Origin of the sequence: Mucilaginibacter paludis DSM 18603, from assembly GCF_000166195.2 — a bacterium.
Classification (GTDB): Bacteria; Bacteroidota; Bacteroidia; order Sphingobacteriales; family Sphingobacteriaceae; genus Mucilaginibacter; species Mucilaginibacter paludis.
Window position 1 is genome coordinate 4,615,983 of record NZ_CM001403.1, and the last position, 16,038, is coordinate 4,632,020.

Consider the following 16,038-nt stretch of genomic DNA (forward strand, 5'->3'; position numbering starts at 1 on the left):
AATGTAATGTTTCTTCTATTTTATTGCCATAGTGTTACCTTAATTAAGGTTGAAATATCTTTTTGTTAAAAAAAAGTTAAAATATTTTTAATTAGCGTGGGCTATTTTGATTTTTTTGACTCATGTAGGTATAAGAGGTTATAATGAACTACGCGCAAAGGCAATACTTTATACAAATTTTGAGTAAATACCGCTTAGGTACGGCCACAACAGAAGAGATTAAATTTTTAGAGACATACTATAACACGTTTGAGCTAAATGAAGATCTGATTACCAGTGAAAATGAAGATGATTACCTTTTCCTGAAAGAACAGATTAAGGATATTATTGATGTACAGATAGGCCCATATCAAAAAAAATCAATTGATATGGTGGCTAGGCCTATGTGGCAAAAATACTTGGCGGCGGCTTCGGTTCTGATCTTTCTTTCAATCGCAGCTTTCTTTTTTGTACCCAAGAGTGCTAAAAAGCAAATGGCGGCCAATGCTTATAAAGGCATTGTACCGGGTGGAAATAAAGCTATGCTTACGCTGGCCAGCGGAAAAAAAATCATTTTGGATGGTGCAGCTCAAGGCGAGATTGCCCAACAAGCCGGTGTACGCATTACCAAAACGGCCGACGGGCAGATTGTTTACAACGTATTGGCCGACGATAAAAATACCGCAGCCGGGTTACAAAATACAATTACAACACCAAGAGGCGGGCAATATAAAGTGATTTTGCCCGATGGTACAAAGGTATGGCTTAACGCAGCGTCTTCTTTAAGTTATCCGGCATCGTTTCATGGTGAGGAGCGTTTGGTTACGCTCAATGGTGAAGCTTATTTTGAAGTGGCCCGGAACCCGGATATGCCTTTCAAGGTAAAGTCGGACTTGCAAACCATCGAGGTGCTGGGTACTCACTTTAATGTGAACGCTTACGCGGATGAAAGCGCCCTTCAAACAACTTTATTGGAAGGCTCGGTTAAAATTGTTTCGGGTAAAAACTCAGGGATCATTGTTCCGGGAGAAAAGGCTGTTATCAATAGAAACGGGAATGGCACCATCATCACACGTAAGGCCAACCTGGATAAGGAAACGGCCTGGAAAAACGGAGTTTTCTCGTTCGATAATGATGATATCAAATCGGTTATGCGCCAGGTTTGCCGCTGGTATGATATTAATGTGGTTTACGCAGATAATTTGCCCAGCGAAAAGTACTTTGGCGAAATACCGAGGAACAGCAACCTTGCCGGGGTATTTGAAATATTGGAGCTCAACAATGTAAAGTTTGATGTTGAGGGCAAAACGGTAAAGGTATCTTATAACAAACCCTGATTGATAATCTGAACTTATAATAATTAACTGACTAATTAACTATTTATTAAACCCCTTAAAACTCCATAACTATGATAATAAAACTACAATAGGCCAATAATTTAAAAAGACAAAAAAGGCCGGAAGCCTCTCACCGCTTCCAGCCGCAAAAAAGGTCAAGGCAGCAGGATGTTGACATAGCGCTGCATTTTATTAACCCAATCTTACTCAAAAGTATGAAATTAACTTTTCTTTACAATGCCGTATGCTCAATACGGAGGGTAAAGTACAAATTCCTCTTAGTGATGAAACTCACTACCATTTTATTGCTTGTTGGCGTTATGCATTTATCAGCGGCAACTTATTCGCAAAATGTAACCATTTCCAGGAAAAATGCATCGCTGGAAAGCATCTTTAAAGACATTAAACAGCAAACGGGATATGTATTTTTTTACAGCGGAAAAGTAAATATCACCGGTAAAACAGTTAATGTTAAATTGAATAATGTTTCGCTGGCCGAGGCACTCAATACCTGTTTATCAAATTATGATCTTACTTATACCATTATTGATAAAACGGTAGTAATCAGAAATAAAGTGCCCGATACTAAGCTTACCGATCCGGTAAATGCCAAAATACCGGTAACAGGTAAGGTATTGGATTCGGTAAGCCTGGCCACTATACCAGGCGTAAACATCAGGGTGAAGAATGTAGCATCATCGGGCGCGCAAACCAACGGCAAAGGCGAATTTACTATCGATGCCCAGCCCGGCGATATCCTGGTATTCTCGTTTGTAGGTTATAAGCCTAAAGAGGTTAGGGTGATTGATGTCAAGCCAATCGTGGTGAGGCTTGCGCCGCAGGTAAATGTGATTGCCGATGTAGTGGTTACCGGTTATCAAACCATTAAAAAAGACAACTATACAGGTTCGGCCATCACCATTAAAGGCGACGACTTAAAACGCTTAAACCCGAACGATATCATCAAGAGTATTGCGTCGTTCGATCCGTCCTTCAGGATAGCGGATAACAACTTATCGGGATCTAACCCTAATTCTCTTGCTAAAATCAGCGTGCGCGGTTCTACTACGTTGCCATCCCTCAATGGCGATCTTATCGACCGTAATAACCTGGCGAGTACCTATAACTTGCCAACGTTTATCCTGGATGGTTTTGAGGTTACTTTACAAAAAGTGACCGATCTGGATATTAACCGGATAGCCAGCGTAACCATTTTGAAAGATGCTGCCGCTACGGCAGTATACGGTTCAAGAGCGGCCAACGGCGTTATTGTAATCACCACCAAAATTCCCGTAGCCGGTAAGTTGCAGCTATCCTACAATTATGAGTTGAACGTTACCGCGCCCGATCTGTCCGACTATCACGTATTGGATGCCACTCAAAAGCTACAGTATGAAAAACTGGCCGGTTTATACAAAGCCGGCGCCGGTACTACCCAGGATGTTTTAGATCAGGAATATAACGCCAAGTTAAAAAACGTGGTAAGCGGTGTAAATACGTATTGGCTGGCACAGCCCTTGCAAAATACCTACGGCCAAAAACATTCTTTGTATGCCGAAGGGGGCGATACTTCGTTTAGGTACGGCATTAATTTGCGCTACCAAACCAACCCAGGTGTAATGAAGGGCTCTACCCGCGATAGGTACAGCGGCGGTATGAACTTTAATTATAACCCCAGCCGCAGCCTTTTATTTAAAAACGAAGTAACTGTTACACAGGTAAACTCGGTAAACTCAAAATACGGCGATTTTTCAACCTATGTAAAGATGGAGCCTTATTACCCCATCAGGGACGCCAATGGAAACCTGATTAGGGAGCTTGCCAACTGGATAGTGGATACCCATCAAAGCGGAGCCCAGCAATATAAATCAGAACCGGTATATAACCCGCTTTACGAAGCAAGTTTGGGCAATTTTGATAAAGCATCCTACCTGGAAATTGTTGACGCTTTTTCGATAGACTGGAAAATAACACCTGCGCTACGTTTTGTAGGATTAATGAGTGCTAACATTAATAAAAACTCGACGGATAAGTATGTTTCACCTTTCAGCAATACCTATTACACTGACTCAAACATACAAAACAGGGGGAGTTACGATTACAGTAACACCAATACGCTGGCATTAGACGGTAACGTGAGGTTTGTTTTTAATAAACAGATTGGCGACCATGCCATTAATGCCTTATTGGGATCAAATATTACATCTACCAGGAGCGATTATAAAGCTTTCCAGGCACGCGGATTTGCTAATGACGAATTTACCAATATCGGTTTCGCCAGAACTTACACTCCTGATTCGGCGCCGCAGGGCGATATCACTTTAACCAGGCTGGTTGGTTCGTTTTTCAGCGGCAGCTATTCCTATAAAGATAAATACCTGTTTGATGGAACTTTCCGCCTTGATGGCTCGTCGGCCTTTGGCGCAAATAAAAGATTTGCACCTTTCTGGTCGGGCGGCATAGGCTGGAACATGCATAAAGAAGAATTTATGCACCAATTCCCGGCCATATCACGGTTTAAGTTAACGGCTACAGCTGGCTTAACAGGGTCGGTAGATTTTCCGCCATCATTGTCAAAAACAACTTATACCTACCAAACTTCCAACTGGTATTCAACCGGTTTAGGTGCTTTGGTTGATGCTTATGGTAACGAGGATTTGCAATGGCAAAAAGCTACCAGCTATGATTTGGGCCTTGAGCTTGGTTTGTTTCATGATCGTATTTTACTTACTCCCAAGTACTACTATAAGCTAACCAAGGGTTTAGTTACCGATATCAACATAGCGCCTTCTACCGGTTATAGTACCTATAAAGCCAATCTGGGCGATATGGCAAACAGGGGTTATGAGTTGTATTTAACTGCAAACGCTTATAAAGCCAAGAACATCAATATTAATATCACAGCCAACCTGGCGCATAATACCAACAAGATTGTTAAAATATCCAATGCTTTAAAATCTTATAACTACAAAACCGATACAACGCAGGCCAATACCAAAAACAACCTGCAGGGAACCCCGTTGCTCCGTTTTCAGGAAGGGCAATCTTTAAATACCATTTACGCTGTAAAATCATTAGGGATTGATCCAGAAAACGGAAAGGAAATATTAGTGAAGAAGGATGGCACGCTAACTTATGTATATGATGTGGCCGATACACAACCAGTAGGCGACGCTACCCCCAAAGCAGAAGGGTATTTTGGAAGTAATATTACCTACAAGCAGTTTTTATTCAGCTTTAGTTTCCATTACAAATTTGGTGGCGATATGTTTAACCAAACCTTGGTTGACAGGGTTGAGAATGCCGATCCGCGCTTTAACGTGGATAGCCGGGCGCTTAGCCAACGGTGGACAAAAGCGGGTGATGTTGCTTTGTATAAAAACATCGCCGATTTGGGTACTTCGTATGCTACCTCGCGCTTTGTTGAAAAAGATAACCTGATTGAGCTTCAATCGCTGTATCTATCCTACGATTTAAAACGCCCATTGGCTAAAAAAATAGGCTTTCAGTCCTTAAGGATTTCATTAACGGCAAATGATATTTTCCACGCTTCCAGCGTGCAGATGGAGCGGGGCATTAATTATCCGTATGCCCGCAGCTTAACATGTGCTTTAAATGCTACATTTTAATTTAATCAAAATGAAGAAATATATATACATCATCGTAACCATGCTGGCCCTTACATCGTGCAGCAAATTTTTAGATGTAAAGCCCGAATCGCAAGTTGACGCCGACCAGTTGTTTAGTACCGAGGAAGGCTTTAAGGAAGCCTTAAACGGAGTTTATACTTATTGTGCGTCGCAGGCATTATACGGAGGTAATTTAACTTTTGGCATGCTGGATATCCTTGGTCAGAATTATGAATTCAGCGATTCCAATTTGCAGATCTCACGTAGTATTGCCAATTTTGACTATTCACAAACATCCACTGTGAATACCATTGCCCAGATCTGGGGATCTGGCTACCGCGGTATAGCTAACTGCAATTACATTCTTGGCGCTATTGATCAGCATAAAGCCTTATTTACAGGCAATAATTATGCGCTCATTAAAGGCGAGGCTTTAACGGTGCGGGCTTACCTGCATTTTGATCTGCTCCGCATGTTTGCGCCATCTTATAAAAACGGAGCAACCTTAAAGGGCATCCCTTATGTTACCGAGATCAGCACTAAAAGCGCGCCGTTCTCAACGGTTTCGGTAGCGCTTAATTCAATTATAGCCGACCTTACTGCAGCCAAGGCTTTATTAAAAACATCCGACCCGATATTAAGCACGTCATACGTGGTAGGTTACCCAGCTCCGGCTGATACCAAGTCTACAGAAACTACAAACTCCGATCTGTTTTTGCAAAACAGGCGCCACCGCATGAACTATTATACAGTATGCGGCGAATTGGCACGTGCCTATCTTTACAAAAACGACCTGGTAAACGCCCTTGCAAATGCGCAGGAAGTAATCAACTCGCAAAAATTTCCGTTCACAGATAGCAAAGATTTCCTGTCGACCGATGTAACATTAGTGGATCGTATATTTTATAAGGAACTCATCTCCGCCTGGTATATTGATAATAACGATATTAATAATGAGCTTATCGGCTTATTTACCGGAGATAACCCGTCTTTAAGCGCTACGGTTGATCAGGTAAATGATATTTACGAAAAAGCCCAGGCGGGCTCTGAAGATTGGCGGCTTAGACAATGGTTTTTATCCAGGTCACCTGGAAATAATTCACCTAACCGGGCAATCTTACAAAAGTATATTAAAAACACTTCTCCTTCAACCAACCTGCACCCATTAGTTGCACCCGCCATCCGTTTGAGCGAAATGTATTATATAGCGGCCGAAGCCAGTTTTGATACCAATCCTACGCAAGCGCTTGCTTACTTCAATACCTTACGTCAAAAAAGGGGGATTGGCTCTTATACAGTAGCTAATGTTACTGATAGAAATACGTTTATCGATTTGCTTTTAACCGATGCCCGTAAGGAGTTTTACGGAGAGAGCCAGATATTTTTTATGTACAAGAGGTTAAACCACGCGGTTACCATATCGGTTACGCAGGTGCAGCCGCCAAGTAACCAAATATTCGTATTTCCGCTGCCAAACGACGAACTGGCTTACAGAAACAATTAATTGTTATTTTATGAAAAGGAATATATTTTTTGTCGTTATAATTTGCGCCCTGGCGTTTGGTTGTAAAAAAGAGAGTCTGCTCACTTACAATTCTCAGGATAATATTGCCATTTATTACCCTAATTATCCTACTACCGATAGCCTGGTGTATTCGTTTGCATACGTACAGGGTGTTGATAGGGATACCGTGTGGCTCCCGATAACCATCTCTGGCAAACGGGTAAACCACGACCGGAAATTTCAGCTCAGCGTAGTTGAAGGTTCCAGTACGGCTATTCGTAACCTGCACTATGAGGCTTTAAAGCCATCGTATACCATGCCAGCGGATTCAGGTTTGGTACATATCCCGGTGATTATTAAAAATACAGATACCGCTCTTACCTCCAAATCGGTTGTATTGGTGGTTCGGGTATCAGGCGGTACCGATTTTGGTTCAAGTCTTCCTGAAGATCTTCGCAGTAAGAAGATCTATTTTTCAAATCGCCTGGAGCAACCCGCTTGGTGGAAATACTGGCTGGGGCAATATAGCCGTGTAAAGCATCAGTTGTTTTTAATCTCATCGGGTACTACCAACCTGGTTGACCTGAGCATGCCTGATGCCTATCTGCAAATACCACGCGCGCTTTTTTATGTGGATAACATGCGGGTGTTTTTAAACTATCCGTTTGATTGGGTACAACAAAACCCCGCTAAAGGTTATGTATTAACTCCACGAAACGACGGTACCGGCGATTATGATTTTTATAATGTGAATACGCCAACCAAAAAGTTTTATCTGAAATATTTTAAGGCGGCCAATAAGTATGTTTTCATCGACGAGAACGGAAACCAGATCAATGTATAATCAAAAATCAAAACTAAGATCATGAAATATATCAGGATATTCATATTTATACTTTTTGCGGCTTTTGTTTATGGCTGCAAAAAGGACCTTGGCAATTATAGTTACTCGCCCCCGTCGGAACCGGTGGTTACCAAATTTACCGACAGTACCTTTAACGCGCTGGTAGGCGACTCGTTGATATTAAAGCCAACGGTTAAAATAGCTGATGCCGACCCGCTGAAGGATCTTTCTTACCTGTGGGAAATAACGGTATCGGAAGAAGCGCGCACCGTGAGCATTACCGGTTACCCGCTCAAAATGATTTATAACCTAAGCCCTGGGCTTCGTTCAGCCAAGTTAACCGTTACTGATAACCGCAACGGGCTCAAGTATTTTTATCCGTTTAAAATTTTGGGCGGTACGCAGTTTTCAACCGGAAAAACCGTATTAAGCGTACAAAATGGGGTAACCATGCTATCGTTCATCAAACCGGATGATAAAACCGTATTATCTAATTTATATTTCACCTTACATGGCGAAAATTTACCAGCTAACCCGGTTCAACTTTATGCAAAGCCTTTGGCTTATCAGCCCAACACGGTTGATGATTACTGGGTAGTTTGCCAGGATCCGACAAAAAACAGCGTAATAATTAATGGCAGCACCATGCTCAGAAAAAAATATTTTAACGAGCAGTTTTTTAGCCCGCCGGCAACCATTGTGCCTTCCTACTTTGAAGGTGCATCAGGGTGGCCTACTGGGGTAATTAATAATAAGCTTTATATCAGTATTACTTCTACAGCACCGTATGCTCCCGATTTTGGAAAGTTTTCAAACCCGCAGGCGGGCGACTACACTTTGTCTAAATATTTTACACATACAGCTAATTTCTACTTCGGGTTTGATACCAAATATAAAGCTTTTGTATCGTTTGATGGGGGCGGCAACTATATGGGGAGCGATTATACCGTAGTGGGTTCCGCCTTCGATCCTAAAAACATCGGGATGGCTGACCTGGTATTTATGCAGGCCGTATCGGGTACATCTTATGCCTATTTTAGAGATGCCAGCGAAACAATTTATGAGCTGGCCTTTACGCTAAGTATGGATGATTATAGCGCCCGAAAGATACTGCCAACATACAAGCGCGTATTTAAAGGCTCGGCCCTGGTACAGGCTGATAGTAAATGGCAACGGTCGGCGGTTGATATATTTTATTTCACATCCAATGATAAAATATACCGCTACAACCCTATAAATGAAGATCTGCGTACACTTGATGCCAATTTTGGCGGTAAAAAGGTAACCATGTTAAAATTAAGTGTTGACGGAAATACCCTGACGGCGGGTGTTGATGGAAGCGTTATCACCTTAGATGTAAGTGTAGGTAAAAACGGAGTGATCACCCAAACCATCAATGGTATCCCAGGCACGCCGGTGGATATCGTGATCAGGAAATAAATTGATATGATCAGGAGAGAAGCCGCGAATAGAGGCTGCTTCTCTCCTTGGTCAATAGTATGATTATAATTACAGCTGCATGCCTGTTGCTTTAGCTTTTTATTAGCTATCCCACAAATAAGATTAAGATGATGATTTCTAATTACAGCTGTTTGTAAGTTATCATTGAAACATTTGGCTTAGCGCTGTTTTTGATACCCTTCTTAAAAAAACATTCAAACAAAACCATGAAGACATTTCAATATACCATCCTGGCATCGGGATTATTAATCATGATGCTGCTCAATGCTTGTAGTAAATCCAATAACGCCTCGCCAGCTATCACCTATGGCGGCCCGCCGCCTTCAACCTGGCAGGAGCATTGGTTTGAGCATAACTCGCTGTTAAAACGTGTTTTTTACGATAATAACCAGGCTTTGTATTATGATGACGCGATGGATCGTAAGGTAACCTGGCCCGATACCGTTTTTGCTAAAGTATGGGCTTACGCCAAAAAAACTTATGGCAACTTTGGCGATTCGTCCAGGCTATATGTGGTCATGCACCAGGGTATTTATACCGGTGAAGGCCACCCAGGATCTTATTTTGATGCCGCGCACGATTACCGCAATATGATTGACGTTGGCAGCCAGGACTGGACGGTGGCATCTGATAATAACCTGAATATTCCTATCCACGAGACCGGGCACATTATATGCGGGGCCAATAACGGTGTTAAAGGCTCGCCATCGGATGTGATCTGGGGCGATAGTAAGTTCATGGAAATTTACATCTATGATGTACTGATCAATATCGGCCGACCCGAAGAGGCTGCTAAGGTTTTTAACCAGATGCAAACGCAGTATGATAATTTTCCTTCTTCGCGGTCGCAATGGTTTAAAAACTGGTTTTATCCCATCTATAACCAATATGGTAAAGCGGCAGTTTTAAGCAAGTACTTTGTTTTGCTTTCGCAAAATTTCCCTAAAAAAACCAATGCTCATGGTTTTGAGTACACACGCGATTTAAAATTTGGTGAGTTTATACACTTCTGGAGCGGCGCGGCAGGCGTAAACCTGAAGGCGCAGGCCACGATAGCCTTCGGCTGGAATATGGCATGGGAGCAGGAACTAAAAAACGCGCAGGAGGATTTTCCAAACGTAAAATACCCTTACTAAAAGAATCAAGATGTAAGAACCAGGATGCAAGGCGCATTTCAGCTCCTAAATACAATACTCATATTACAGGGTGCTTACAAAATCATAAAACTTAAAAACAGAAGCTATGAAAATCAGGATTTTATTATTTACGGTATTGCTGCCCATAGCGGCGGCGGCACAAACCAGCAATTTTAGCCTTACTGGTAAAATTGGCAAACTGGATAAACCTGTAATGGTTTACCTGGATTATATGGACAATGGCGTTAGCCATGAAGATTCATCGGCTGTTGTTAACGGCACATTCAGTTTTTCGGGAACGATCAAATACATTTCTACCGCCCGTATGGCGATGGCGCATCAGGGTGAGGGTAAAAATACTGCCATTTACAAGGGTGATGCCGATGCTATTTATTTTGATTTTGGAAAAGAAAAGATAACCCTCAGCTCAAACGATTCGTTGAGCAACGCCAAATTTAGCGGTTCGATAGTTTACGAGGACTATCAGGCTTACAACAAGGCTATAGGAGGTTATTTTATCGACCTGATTAAGGCGGCTAATGCCGAATTTGCACGCGGTACGCCAGAGCAACAAAAAGACACCACATACATCAAGGCCCAGCGTGATAAATACAACCAGATCTGGGTGGTAAGGTCGAAAAAGCAATTTGAATTCGCAAAAAACAATCCCCATTCTTATTTCGGCTTGGAAGCACTATCTGAAGCTTCGGGTCATTTTAACGTGGCTAAACTGCAACCCATTTATGATGCCTTAGATGAAAAACTAAGGGCAACGGATGTAGGCGTAAAGCTGGCCCAGCGTTTAAAATCGGTAAGTATAACGTCTCTCGGCAAAACGGCCCCCCTGTTTACCATGAATAATGTTAGCGGTAAGCCGGTTTCTTTAGCCGATTTAAAAGGTAAGGTAGTACTGATTGATTTTTGGGCAAGCTGGTGCGAGCCCTGCCGTGCCGAAAGCCCGAACCTGAAAACCCAGTATAAGTTATACAAGGATAAGGGCTTCGAGATCATTTCCGTATCGGTTGACACCGATAAAAAGCGGTGGCTGGCGGCAATTGAAGAAGACGGCTTACCCTGGCTGCAGGTGTCGGACCTGAAGGGCTCAAACAACGCGGCAGCCAGAGTATATGGCGTTAATGGCGTGCCTGCTTTTTTCCTGATCGATCGCGAAGGCAAAATTATCGGGAAGGATCTACGGGGCGAGCCGCTTAATAAAAAGCTTGCCGAAATTTTTAACTAAAACCTAATGTGATGAGAAGATTTTTTTTGTTTTTACTATTGTTAATTACAACGGCTCAGGCTGTTGCATTTAACAAGGCACCTGTAGCAGGTGCCGCTAAATTGCCGCTTAAAGTATTGTATGTAGGCTATAACCCAGAAAAGCCTATGCCAGCTCATGTCAATTATTACAGTACCGCTGCCGGGGCAATTGAAAAAGCGTATAAAACGCGCATGGCCGATTTTAAGGCTTTTTTAGAAACCCGCTTTGCTCAAGCCGAGGTAGTGGATGTAAGGGATTATACTGCGGCTATGTCCGACAAGTTTGACGTAACCATTTTAGATGCCGGGCCTGTAAAGTTACCCGCTGATTTTGACAGGCCTATGGTATTACTGCATGAAATGGCGCCTAACGTAGGTATGCCCATTGGCCTCAAGTTTGATTGGTACTGCCAGTGCCTGGAAGACGACGCGCTAAACATCAACACCAAACACGAGATTTTTAACACACCAAACAAGGTAAACCTTACTCTGGTAATCAGGCCAACACCCGGCTCGTTCTACAACGGTTTTCAGGGTGCTACTACGCCTAAGCAAATGCCGATGTGGAAAGTGGTTAAAGAAGAGCCCGGAGAAAAAGAGAAATACATCATCGGTATGGTAGCCCATGGTGAAGGTTTTAATGATTCGCCCGACGCGGAAGCCATCTCGGGTGGGGTTTGTTTAAAAAATGCCGAGGCCGTCGCCTTAGGCCGACATGGCAATTATTTGATGTGGGGCTTTTCGGCGTCTCCCGATCACATGACGGACGAGGCAAAGGATGTTTTTGTGAATGCCATTTGCTATATCAAGAAGTTTGATCATCAGTTGCCTATCGTAAAAAAAGTACAGATTGAAAATCGTGAACTGATAGACGAACTGGTGTATCGTACGGATAAGGCGCTGTACCAAAAGGCCCTTGTTTCCCGCCGGGAGGGTAACATCCGTTTGCTTAAATTGCAACAGGCGCTTAAAGACAGAAAAGCCAAGGGCGAAGATATTGGCCATGGGAACGAGATGTTTCTAAAAATGCCCGTAACTAACGATATGGAAAGCTTTGAGCACTACTTAAAAGGCTACAACGGCGAGGAACTATTTGCCAGGTTTGGCACCAATACCAAATTGTATCACCAATATTATCACGATAATTACGAATATTTCTATCCTTCAGGTTCCTATTCGCTGCAGTTAGATCCGGATGCGCAAAAATTGGGTATCTCTAACCGCAAAGTGCAGATACTGGAAAAATGTATCCTGATGCTTGAAAAAAATGAAGATGCTGCTTTGGCCCAAAGGGTATTGGAGCGTTATACTACCGAAAAGTTTGCCAGCGCTGCCGAATGGCGCAACTGGCTCACAAAAAACAAAGCCAATTTATTTTATACCGAAGCGGGCGGCTTTAAATTTATGGTGAACACCTATAATAAAAATACCACGGCCGCGGTAAGGCCGGTTTCACCGGCCAATATAGCTTCGGTAAGTGCAGGGCCCACGCTTACTGACCCGGTTGCTGTGACTGCTAAACTGGAAGAAGGAAGTACAAAAGATAAAAAGAAGATTGTAATTGATGCACATATTTTAAAAGGCTGGCATATTTACGCCTACGTGCCCGATGGCAGCCCTTTTATTCAAACCGAAGTGATATTGGAGCTGCCTGATGGGACGAAAGGTTTACCCGAGTGGCAAAGTTCAGCCGGTATTCCCTTTGCGGGTGGCGAGGGCATGTTTGTTTGGGAAGAGCAGGCGAGCTTTAAAACAGAGATCAGTACATCGGCATTAAAGGCAGGCTCGGTAATTAAATGCGGGCTGTATTACCAGGTTTGTGATAACAACAAATGCTTTCCACCTAAAAGAAAGATGGTAGAATTGCAGGTTTTATAATCGTCGGTAAAATATCCTTTAAATGAAATTATACATCAGAATTTTATCGCTGGTTTTCACCTTTGTTTACATTAACCAGGCGGCAAAAGCATCCGGCCCGATAGGGGCCGATACCTTAACCAAGCCTAACCTCACAATAGGTAAAACCCTTCCTCAATTTACCTTGCAAACGCCCGATGGCACAGCTATCAAAATGTCATCAGTTAAAGGTAAGGTGGTATTAGTTGATTTCTGGGCATCGTGGTGTATGCCTTGCAGGGCATCTATTCCGCATCTTAAACAATTATATCAAAAGTATCATGCCGATGGATTTGAAATTTTAAGCGTATCCATCGATCAGAATAATAAGGCCTGGAAAAACGCTATGCTTAAAGAAGCCATGCCCTGGCCCCAGGTAATTGATCATTACGATGCCGGGATGGATGCTTCCACCTTAATGTTATCTTTGGGGATAGCGTCTGTTCCGTTTGTAATGATGCTGGATGATGAAGGGAAGGTAGTAACGATTAACCCCGCCAAAGAAGAAACCGACGATCAACTCAAAAAAATATTCAAACATTAATACACATCATGAAAAACAACAAGTTGGCCGGGGTAATAAAAAAATCGTTGTTAGTTATTTTAGCGGCATCGCAGCAGCTATCTTACGCGCAAAACAGCGGTCCGGCCAGGTTAGTAAGCTATGTAAAACCCTTGATAGGCACAGGGGCGGTTGATAAAAACAGCCTTTCGGGGAGTAATTTCCCGGGCGCCACTGTGCCGTTCGGTTTTGTGCAGTTGAGTCCGGATACGCAGGATGGGCCTGACGATCCGGCATCTGGTTACGATTATAATGATAAAACCATTGTTGGGTTCAGTCATACGCATTTAAGCGGAACCGGGGTATCCGATTTGTTCGATGTATTGCTGATGCCAACAACCGGGGAACTCAAAACAGAACCCGGCAACGCCGAACAAAAAGGCAGCGGATACCGCTCTGCCTATACCCACGGTGAAGAAACCGCAGGGCCAGGCTATTACAGTGTAATGCTTAAAGATTACGGTATAAAAGCTGAATTAACGTCGACAGTACATGTGGGTATGCACCGTTATACTTTCCCCCAAAATAGCCAGTCGCATATTCTGATCGACCTGAATCACTCGCTGAATAAAAAACGCGATTACTGGGCCTGTAAAATTATTGGTGCGGAGATCCGGGTTATTGATCAGCATACCATCGAAGGATACCGCATTATTACCGGCTGGGCCAAACTGCGTAAGGTGTACTTCCACGCTGAGTTTTCAAAACCTTTTGATAGCGCTACGCTCGTTAGCGGCAGCAGCCAACACCGGGATCTTTCCGTTATCAATGGTTCCAACTTAAAAGCCGCGCTGAATTTCAACACCACGGATAATGAGCAGGTGCTGGTTAAAGTGGCGCTTTCTCCGGTGAGTATGGAAAACGCGAGGCAAAACCTAAGCGTCGAACTGCCCGGCTGGGATTTTGACCGGGTAAGTACACAAAGCAGTAACAAATGGGAAACAGAACTCAGTAAAATAAAGATCGACGGTACCCAAACACAGAAAGAGATATTTTACACTGGCCTTTACCACGCTTTTACACAGCCCAATAATATAGCTGATGTAAACGGCGATTACCAGGCTACCGACCTTAGCATTGCCAACGCGCCCGATAAAGCTCATTACTCCACGTTTTCGCTTTGGGATACTTACCGCGCGGCACATCCTTTATATACTTTGGTGCAGTCCGAAAAAACTGCGGCCTTTATCAACAGCATGATGAGGCAGTATACCAGCTATGGCTACTTACCCATCTGGCAGTTATGGGGCGATGAAAATTACTGCATGATAGGCAATCACGCTATTCCCGTGATTGTTGACGCTGCATTTAAAGGTATTAAGGGTTTTGATGTAGAAAAGGCTTACCAGGCTGTAAAAGCCTCTTTGCTTACAGATCATCCCGGCTCGCCATTCAGCACTTGGGAAAAATATCAGTATATACCCGAAGATATACAGTCGCAATCGGTATCCATTACACTCGAAACAGCTTATGATGATTGGTGCGTGGCCCAACTGGCTAAAAAGTTAAATAAAACTGACGACTATAACCGCTTTATAAAGCGGTCGGAATTTTATAGAAACCTGTATAATACCAAAACCGGCTTTTTTCAGGCTAAGAAGAAAGACGGTAACTGGCTGGAACCATTTAACCCTTTACAATACGGCGGCAACGGTGGCAACCCCTATACCGAAGGTAACGCCTGGCAATACTTTTGGTATGTACCCCAAAACGTAGAAGGCCTTATCGGCCTGGTTGGGGGTGATGCTGCATTCAATGCCAAACTCGACCAGTTTTTTACCCTCGAAGATAAAAGTGCCGAAAAAAATGGCAATGCTTCAGGCTTTATTGGGCAGTACGCGCACGGTAACGAGCCGAGTCATCACATTGCTTACCTGTACGATTATTCGGGCCAGCCCTGGAAAACACAAATGTATGTTTCACGGATTTTAAATACCCTGTACAATAATTCGTCATCCGGCTACGCAGGGAACGAGGATTGTGGGCAGATGTCGGCCTGGTACATTTTCAGCGCGATGGGGTTTTATCCGGTAAACCCGGCTAATGGCGTTTACGCTATAGGTTCGCCGGTACTAAAACATGCGGAGATACCCGTGGCCGATGGGAAAACATTCACTGTTGATGTAAATAACCCAGGGGCCGCCAATCCCTATATTCAATCTGTTAAGCTTAATGGCAAGCCTTATCATAAAACGTATATCACACAAGGAGATATTGTTAGTGGAAGCAGGCTTGAATTTGCCATGGGCGCGAAGCCTAATAAAGCGTGGGGAACTAAGCCGGAGGATAAGCCGCCGGTGTGGGGGTATTGAAAAAAAAGTGTCGTTGCAATCGCTGAGGCTATACAGGGCGAAACTGCACGGTCGCCCTGCTTAAGTAGAGATTGCTTCGTACCTCGCAATGACATAGTTTAAGATGTCTTTCAAATGT

The 16,038-nt window shown here is 43.3% G+C and carries 10 protein-coding genes; all 10 read left to right on the forward strand.

The genetic code is table 11. The annotated features are described in order from the left end of the window. Positions 1-143 precede the first annotated feature (143 nt). The 10 genes from MUCPA_RS19520 to MUCPA_RS19565 all read left to right on the forward strand — a co-directional run bounded on the left by MUCPA_RS19520 (position 144) and on the right by MUCPA_RS19565 (position 15,920). A complete protein-coding gene (locus MUCPA_RS19520) occupies positions 144-1,316 on the forward strand; it encodes a FecR family protein (protein ID WP_008508792.1) in 1,173 nt (390 codons plus the stop codon). 215 nt (positions 1,317-1,531) lie between these two features. After that, on the forward strand, positions 1,532-4,945 hold the full coding sequence (locus MUCPA_RS19525; RefSeq protein WP_008508794.1) for a SusC/RagA family TonB-linked outer membrane protein: 3,414 nt from the start codon (positions 1,532-1,534) through the stop codon (positions 4,943-4,945). A gap of 10 nt (positions 4,946-4,955) precedes the next feature. Beyond that, complete coding sequence (locus tag MUCPA_RS19530; RefSeq protein ID WP_008508796.1) at positions 4,956-6,449, forward strand: RagB/SusD family nutrient uptake outer membrane protein; 1,494 nt, start codon at positions 4,956-4,958, stop codon at positions 6,447-6,449. A 10-nt stretch (positions 6,450-6,459) separates the two neighbouring features. Further along, positions 6,460-7,293 carry a DUF4843 domain-containing protein gene (locus tag MUCPA_RS19535; protein ID WP_008508797.1) on the forward strand — a complete coding sequence of 278 codons (834 nt, stop codon included), beginning with the start codon at positions 6,460-6,462 and terminating at the stop codon, positions 7,291-7,293. A 21-nt stretch (positions 7,294-7,314) separates the two neighbouring features. Continuing rightward, positions 7,315-8,733 carry a PKD-like family lipoprotein gene (locus MUCPA_RS19540; protein WP_008508799.1) on the forward strand — a complete coding sequence of 473 codons (1,419 nt, stop codon included), beginning with the start codon at positions 7,315-7,317 and terminating at the stop codon, positions 8,731-8,733. 227 nt (positions 8,734-8,960) lie between these two features. Beyond that, positions 8,961-9,890, forward strand: a complete 930-nt coding sequence (locus MUCPA_RS19545; RefSeq protein WP_008508801.1) for a hypothetical protein — start codon at positions 8,961-8,963, stop codon at positions 9,888-9,890. A gap of 106 nt (positions 9,891-9,996) precedes the next feature. Then, positions 9,997-11,130 (forward strand): TlpA disulfide reductase family protein, encoded by a 1,134-nt coding sequence (locus MUCPA_RS19550; protein WP_008508803.1) that lies wholly within the window; start codon positions 9,997-9,999, stop codon positions 11,128-11,130. An 11-nt stretch (positions 11,131-11,141) separates the two neighbouring features. Continuing rightward, positions 11,142-13,028: a protein-disulfide reductase DsbD domain-containing protein gene (locus tag MUCPA_RS19555; protein WP_008508804.1), complete on the forward strand. Its 1,887-nt coding sequence runs from the start codon at positions 11,142-11,144 to the stop codon at positions 13,026-13,028. Positions 13,029-13,050: 22 nt separating this feature from the next. Continuing rightward, the gene (locus MUCPA_RS19560; RefSeq protein WP_008508805.1) at positions 13,051-13,590 is read left to right on the forward strand and encodes a TlpA family protein disulfide reductase; all 540 of its coding nucleotides are present in this window, start codon (positions 13,051-13,053) and stop codon (positions 13,588-13,590) included. A gap of 8 nt (positions 13,591-13,598) precedes the next feature. Further along, positions 13,599-15,920, forward strand: coding sequence for a GH92 family glycosyl hydrolase (locus MUCPA_RS19565; RefSeq protein WP_008508806.1), 2,322 nt, complete (start codon positions 13,599-13,601; stop codon positions 15,918-15,920). The last annotated feature ends 118 nt before the right edge of the window (positions 15,921-16,038 follow it).